Origin of the sequence: Stenotrophomonas sp. HMWF023 (assembly GCF_003060985.1) — a bacterium.
GTDB lineage: Bacteria > Pseudomonadota > Gammaproteobacteria > Xanthomonadales > Xanthomonadaceae > Stenotrophomonas > Stenotrophomonas lactitubi.
In genome coordinates this window covers 4726-11422 of record NZ_QAIJ01000287.1, presented here as the reverse complement: position 1 = coordinate 11422, position 6697 = coordinate 4726, and the positions used below count along the sequence as shown (strand labels likewise).

Below are 6697 nucleotides of genomic sequence, written 5' to 3'. Positions count from 1 at the left end.
CTCGTCGACCGCGCACTGGCGCGCCTGGCCCAGGCAGTGCCCGATCCCATCCCGGCCGAGCTGCAGCCGATGCTGACCCGGCTGGCGGTGACCAGCGATTTCGCCATGGATACCCTGGTGCGCCAGCCCGGCCTGTTGACGCAACTGGCCACTCCCGATTGTCCGCCCCTGCCAGCCCCCGTGCTCGACCCGCTGCAGCCCAGCGACTGGCCGGCGCAACTGCGCCGCTGGCGCACGGCGATGTCGACCCGCTTGATCTGGCGCGACCTGGCCGGTTTGGACGACGTGCCACAGACCCTCGCCGGTGCCACCGCGCTGGCCGAGGACTGCCTGCGCTTGGCGCTGGACGCCCTGCAGCAGGAGTTCGCCCAGCGCCATGGGGTGATCCTCGATGACCACGGTCAACCGCAGCAGCTGGTGGTGTTCGGCCTGGGCAAGCTGGGTGGTGGCGAGCTCAACTTCAGTTCCGATGTCGATCTGGTCTACGCCTACGTGCAGGGTGGTGAATCCGACGGCGCGCGCGCGCTGGCGGCCGAAGAATATTTCGCCCGGCTCGGCCAGCGCTTGGCCAAGCTGCTGGATGAAACCACCGTCGATGGCTTCAGCCATCGCGTCGACCTGCGCCTGCGCCCGTTCGGCAGCGCCGGCCGCGTGGCGCTGTCATTCGCAGCGATGGATCAGTACTTCCAGCGCGAAGGCCGCGACTGGGAGCGCTATGCCTGGTTGAAAGCACGCGCGGTGGCGGGCGATATCGCCGCTGGTGAGGCCTGGCTGCAGACGCTGCGCCCGTTCGTGTACCGCCGCTACCTGGACTTCACCGCGCTTGATGGCCTGCGCGAAATGAAGGCGGCGATCACCGCCGAAGTCGCGCGCCGCGAGATGCACGACGACATCAAGCGCGGCGCCGGCGGCATCCGCGAAATCGAATTTCTGTGCCAGGCACTGCAGCTCATTCGCGGCGGCCGCGAGCCGGCGCTGCGTGAGCGGCGGCTGCTGGTCGCGCTGGATGCGCTGGTCGCTGCCGGGCAGATCGCCAGCGATGATGGCGCCGCGTTGCGCGAGGCCTACCTGTTCCTGCGCCGGCTGGAAAATCGCCTGCAGATGCTGCGCGATGCACAGACCCATGTGCTGCCGTCCGATGTGCTGGATCGCGAACGCATTGCCATCGGCCTCGGCTATGCCGATTGGGATGCGCTGCGCGCTGCATTGACCGTGCAGCAGCAGCGCGTCAGTACCGAGTTCGCCGCATTGCTGGCCCCGCGCAAGGGCCAGGCCGCGCCGGATGCGCTGGCCAACTACTGGCGCAGCCTGCCCGAGGGCAGCAACGCACCGCTGCTGGCCGAGGCCGGTTTCCTCGATGCGAATGGCGCCGATCAGTCACTGCGTGATTTCGCCCAGGGCACCGGCGTGAAGTCGCTGTCCGATGCGGCGCGTGCGCGCCTGGACCGCGTGCTGCCAGCACTGCTGCACGCCGCCACCCGTTCACCGCAGCCCGATGCCGCACTCAAGCGCGTGCTCGGCCTGCTGCAGGCAGTGCTGCGCCGTACCAGCTATCTGGCGCTGCTGGACGAACAACCCAGCGCGCTTGCGCGCCTGGTCGACGTGCTCGCACGCAGCGCATTGCTGGCCGAACGCCTGGCCGCGTATCCGCTGCTGCTGGACGAACTGCTGGACGTGCGCGTGTCCGGGCCGATGCCCGATGCAGCCGGCATGTTGGCCGAATGCCAGCAGGTGCTGACGGTTGAAGATCCCGAATCGGCACTGCGCTGGCTCAATGAAACGCGCCTTGCCCTCAGTTTCCGCATGGCCATGGCCACGCTGGACGGACGCCAGGGCGCGGTCGACAGCACCCGGCAACTGGCCGAACTGGCGCAGGCGGTGGTGGTCACCGTGCTGGCGATGGCCGAGGCCGATATGCAGGCCGCACACGGCGTGATTGCCGGCGGTCGCTTCGCGATCATCGGCTACGGCAGCCTGGGCGGCCTGGAGCTGGGCTTCGGTTCGGATCTGGACCTGGTGTTCCTGCACGACCATCCCGCCGGCGTGGAGGCCAGCGATGGCGCGCGCCCGCTGGAGCCGGGCCGCTGGTATGCGCGCCTGGCCCAGAAGGTGATGGCGCTGCTGGCTGCGGTCACCGCCGCCGGCCGCCTGTACGACATCGACGTGCGCCTGCGCCCGGATGGTGGCAAGGGCTCGCTGGTGTCTTCGCTGGCCAGCTACACCGAGTACCAGCGCGAACGCGCATGGACTTGGGAACACCAGGCGCTGGTGCGCGCTCGCGGCGTGGCTGGCGATGCCAGCCTGTTGCAGGATTTCGAACAGGTGCGTGCGCAGACGCTGGGCCGCGAACGTGATCGCGCAACGCTGTATGCCGATGTACTGAAGATGCGCGGGCGCATGCGCACCGAACTGGACCGCAGCGATGCCGCACGGCTCGACCTGAAGCAGGGCGCAGGAGGCGTGGTCGACCTGGAATTCCTGCTGCAGACCGGCGTGCTGGCGCGCAGTGCGCAAACACCTGCGTTGCTGCAGCCGCGTGCCACACCGGCATTGATCGACGCGTTGGCAGCGGCGGAGTTCCTGCCCGAAGCCACCGCCCAAGCGCTGCATGGCGCGCATGCGACGCTGCTGGAAGTAGGGCTGGCCTGCACGCTGGATCGCAGGCCACGGTTGGCGCCGACGACGCCGGCCATCGAAGACGCGTGTGCGGCGATCAGCGCCGCGTGCATCGCCGCGGACCTGCCGTTCGCCTGAGTGCAGGTGGTGTGGATGCCAACCAAGGTTGGCAACTACCGAATGATGGCCTGCTGTTGGTAGGTGCCAACCTTGGTTGGCACGCTGTTGCCGGCGCCATGAACGCTGACGGATTGTGCCAACCAAGGTTGGCAACTACCGGGCGAAGGTTTGCTGTTGGCATCCACCGCGCGATGGCTTGCTGTTGGTAGGTGTCAACCTTGGTTGGCACGCTGTTGCCGGCGGCATGAACGCTGACGGATCGTGCCAACCAACGGTCGGCACCTACCGGGCGAAGGTTTGCTGTTGGCATCCACCGTGCGATGGCATGCTCTTGGTAGGTGCCAACCTTGGTTGGCACGCTGTTGCCGGCGCCATGAACGCTGACGGATCGTGCCAACCAAGGTTGGCACCTACCAGGGCAACGGCGGTCAGCCCGCTGTGCGCAGCGGCGCCATCTTCCACAGCAGCGCGCGGAACGGGGCCAGCAGGCATACGCCGATCGCCAGCTTTACCGCCAGGTCGCCCGCCGCCCAGCTCACCCACGGCAGGGTGGAACCGGCGAAGGCGATCGACCAGAAAATGGTGGTATCCACCGTCGCGCTGCAGGTGGTGGCCACCATCGGTGCGCGCCACCAGCTGCCACGGCGAAGGCGGTCGAACACGGTGATGTCCAGCAACTGGGCCACGATGAAGGCCGAGCACGAAGCGATCGCAATGCGTGGCGTCGCCACCCACACCGACAGCAGCACCGCCACCGCGAAACCAATCCACGCCACGCGGCGGGCCGGGCCCGGGCCGAAGCGGCGGTTGATCAGGTTGCTGACCAGAAACGCGACCGGGTAGCTGAAAGCACCCCAGGTCAGCCAGTCATTGATCGGGTACTGCACCAGCACGTTGGACAGCAGCACCACCGCGCCCATGGCCAGTACCGCCAGCACCAGGGCGCGGGCGGTCAACGGGGCAAAAACAGGCGCAGGACGCACGGACATGGCGAGCCAGGGGAAAAAGGGGATCGCCCATTATCCGCCCGGCCCACCGCAAAGCCAAAAACGGCCGTTCAGCTTTACAGCTGTTCGCTCAGCGCGTCGCCGGCGGCATAGGCCGTGGGCACATAGGCCAGGGCCTTGCCGTCGCTGTTCTTCACCGTCCAGCCGGCACCGGCATCGGTCGGGTCGAAGCGCACCTGCTGGCCGACCACGAAGCCGGCCACCGGGTCATCGCCCTCAATCGCCGGCCACTGCAGGGTCGCAGTCTGGTCGGCCTTGTCCGGCACCTGCAGATGCACCTGGCGCTCGCCGGCGGCGGTGGTCGCCACCTGCTTCACTTCCATCGGCGGCAGCGGCACCGCCGGGGTGCGCTCGGCGACCTTGCCATTGCGCTCGCTGGCCTTGAACGGCGCCTTGGACAGCGCGGCCAGGCCCATCGAAGTGGCCAGCGGAACAGACACCACGATCAATGAAGTGACCAGCACGCTGGCCTGGCCGCTGTTGAGGTGCGGGGCGGCACCGGCGTGCACGGTCGGCACCGTCAGGGCAGACAACAGCAGGGCGGCGGCGGGGGCGCGCAGGGAACGAAGCATGGTGACCTCCTGGTCGGGAAGAGAAGCAGCGGCTCAGCGCTGCGTATCGAATATATCGCGTGGGCCGGTGGCCTCGGGCAGGTATTCCAGCGGCCGGCCCTGGTTGTCGCTCACCTGCCAGCCGTTGCCCGATCCGGTGGGTTGGAAGTTCACCGTCTGCCCGACGTTGAACTGCACGGCCGGGTCGCCGGGGCGCTTGGGCCATTGCATGGAGGCGGTGTTCTGCGGGTTGCTGGCGTCCTGCAGCAGCACCTCGCGGCGACCATCGACGGTGGTGGAAATGGCGCTGACCTGCATCTGCGGCAGCTTCACCGCGCCCTGGCCCGCGGGCACGCCGGTATCTTCGGCTTCTTTGGCCGCCGCCGCTTGCGCAGCTGCCACCATCGGTGCGGACATCTCCAGGCTCGGCCCTTCGGGCACGCTGTTCTGGATGATCACGATGCGGCGCTCGGCATGTGCCGGCGCTGCGGACAACAGGCTGCCGCACAGAAGCACGGCCATCGCGGAAAACTGCAGGTTGCGCATCATCTTCTCCTTGCCAGGTCAGGGCGCAGCGGCGGCGGTGCCGTCGACCGTCGCATGTGCAATGGTCAGTTCCTGCTGCAGCTGGCTGCGCTGGTGCAGGAAGTCGAATACCGATTCCACCGTCACCACTGAGTAGTTGCCGGAAATGCGTTCGCTGGCCGGATGGTCGGTGGTGGTGGCGTTGGCCACGAACAAGCGCGCACCCACGCGCTTGCCCAGGCCGATATGCAGCACGCTGGGCTGGAACTTCTGCGCGCGCAGCCATTGCTGCGCCTGTTCGCGCTTGACGATGACCGGGCCACCTTCAGCCTGCGCCATTGCCGCGGCCAGCACTTCCAGGATCCACTGGTTGGAATTCTGGAAGTCGGTGGCGAACGGGTAGGCCACGACGTTGTACTTCGATTCGTGCAGCGCCTTGGGCTGGATCGCCGGTGCTGCCAGCATCCGCTTCAGTGCCTGCTGCAACGCCGGCGGCGGCACGCCGATGCGCAGATCGGTATGGGTGCCGCTCTCTCCGACGAAATTGCCCAGGCCTTCGCGGTACAGCTGCGAGCTGTCGGTCTTGCAGCGGTTGAGCAGGTGCATCGCGCGCCAGCGGCCGTCGTCCTCGCGCAGCAGGAAGGCCAGGTGGCTGTGGCGCAGGCCATAGCGGGTCAGATCCTGGCCACCACGCGCGGCGATCACCACCTCCACGTCGGGCAGCGCATCCAGGCGCTCGGCCGTGGTCCACGCCACATCGAACATCGCCGCCTGCGCGGCCACGCTGGGGTAGCGCTCCAGGCAGGTGCCGCTGTCGGCCCATGCCGGCGCGGAAGCCAGCAGGCCCATCAACAACAGCAGGCCGCAGCGCAGGCGATGCAGACGTTCCATGTATACCGCTCCAGAGGCGGGCAGGCCCGCGCGCCGATCATACCCGGATCGCTGGAATCAGCGCTCCACGCCCTTGCGCCGCAATTCCTTGTCGCAGGTATCGCTGATCGGCGCGATCGGCAACGGCGGGCGCTCGTTGCGCGGATTACGCAGCGCCGGCTGCTCGCGGTAGGCATCCAGCTGCTGCTGGCACGCGTGCGACAACGGGTCCAGTTCGGTGGGGGTGGTAGAGCAGGCCGCCAGCAGGGCCAGCGGCAGCAGAAGCAGGGTACGCATGGGGACGTCCAGTCCGAGGGGGAGGCTGGACTCTAACCGCGCTGCTGGATCGAAATGTTCAGAAAACGCTGGACGGCGTCATCCCAACGCCAGCCGCGCTTTGACCTCGGCGGCAATCCGCGCGGTCTCGCGCAGTGGTTCGATGCGGTCGTACTGCCAGTCCAGCCAGCGTGACTGCAAGCGCCCGCGCTCGCGCAGCTGCTGCTGGAAGCGCGCCAGCCGTCCCTGCGCCGTATCGGCCAGGGCCACCATCACCGGCATGCGCGTGGCACTGGCCTCGGACAGCAGGTTCACCGAATCGGGCGACACCACCACCCGGTTGGCCCAGCCGAGCAGGCCGGCATACGGGTTCACGCCGTCACCGCCATCGCCCCAGATCACATGCGGCAGGTCGGCGAACTTCGCCCGCAGGATCTCGGCCAGTGCCGGCGGCGTGCGCCGCGAAGTGGTTGCCAGCAGGCTGCCACCCTCGCTGCGGATCTGTTCGGCCAGCGCCTGGAACACGTGCACCATCGCGGTCTCATCCCACGGTGCCAGCGGCGTGGGGCCGCCCACCAGCAGCGCGGTGCGGGGGCCGGGCAGGGTGCTGAAGCTGGCGAACGCAGCGCGGCCCCAGGCCAGCCAGTCATCGTCCACCGGGTTCAGGCTGCCGATCAGGGTCAGCACGTTGCTGCCGCGCAGGGCGTCATGCTCGGGCACCACCACCACGTC

7 protein-coding genes are annotated in these 6697 nt (G+C 68.2%); 1 reads left to right on the top strand and 6 read right to left on the bottom strand.

What is annotated here, in order from left to right:
- Positions 1-2754 (top strand): bifunctional [glutamate--ammonia ligase]-adenylyl-L-tyrosine phosphorylase/[glutamate--ammonia-ligase] adenylyltransferase (gene glnE, locus DBR20_RS16275; RefSeq protein WP_108266945.1); only part of this gene is annotated, 2754 nt, incomplete at its 5' end.
- 410 nt (positions 2755-3164) lie between these two features.
- Here the strand turns inward: glnE and DBR20_RS16270 are convergent.
- The 6 genes from DBR20_RS16270 to DBR20_RS16245 all read right to left on the bottom strand — a co-directional run.
- Positions 3165-3725, bottom strand: coding sequence for a queuosine precursor transporter (locus DBR20_RS16270; RefSeq protein WP_025878224.1), 561 nt, complete (start codon positions 3723-3725; stop codon positions 3165-3167).
- A 74-nt stretch (positions 3726-3799) separates the two neighbouring features.
- On the bottom strand, positions 3800-4315 hold the full coding sequence (locus DBR20_RS16265; RefSeq protein WP_108266943.1) for a hypothetical protein: 516 nt from the start codon (positions 4313-4315) through the stop codon (positions 3800-3802).
- A gap of 33 nt (positions 4316-4348) precedes the next feature.
- Entirely contained in the window at positions 4349-4840 is a 492-nt protein-coding gene (locus DBR20_RS16260) for a hypothetical protein (protein WP_108266941.1), read from the bottom strand.
- Positions 4841-4858: 18 nt separating this feature from the next.
- Entirely contained in the window at positions 4859-5710 is an 852-nt protein-coding gene (locus DBR20_RS16255) for a DUF2145 domain-containing protein (RefSeq protein WP_108266939.1), read from the bottom strand.
- 57 nt (positions 5711-5767) lie between these two features.
- Positions 5768-5986, bottom strand: coding sequence for a hypothetical protein (locus tag DBR20_RS16250; RefSeq protein WP_100460003.1), 219 nt, complete (start codon positions 5984-5986; stop codon positions 5768-5770).
- 78 nt (positions 5987-6064) lie between these two features.
- Positions 6065-6697 (bottom strand): mitochondrial fission ELM1 family protein (locus tag DBR20_RS16245; RefSeq protein WP_258223398.1); only part of this gene is annotated, 633 nt, incomplete at its 5' end.

Coding starts and splice junctions, on each gene's coding strand:
- DBR20_RS16270 (WP_025878224.1), bottom strand. CDS start 3,725: ATGTCCGTGCGTCCTGCGCCTGTTTTTGCCCCGTTGACCGCCCGCGCC.
- DBR20_RS16265 (WP_108266943.1), bottom strand. CDS start 4,315: ATGCTTCGTTCCCTGCGCGCCCCCGCCGCCGCCCTGCTGTTGTCTGCC.
- DBR20_RS16260 (WP_108266941.1), bottom strand. CDS start 4,840: ATGCGCAACCTGCAGTTTTCCGCGATGGCCGTGCTTCTGTGCGGCAGC.
- DBR20_RS16255 (WP_108266939.1), bottom strand. CDS start 5,710: ATGGAACGTCTGCATCGCCTGCGCTGCGGCCTGCTGTTGTTGATGGGC.
- DBR20_RS16250 (WP_100460003.1), bottom strand. CDS start 5,986: ATGCGTACCCTGCTTCTGCTGCCGCTGGCCCTGCTGGCGGCCTGCTCT.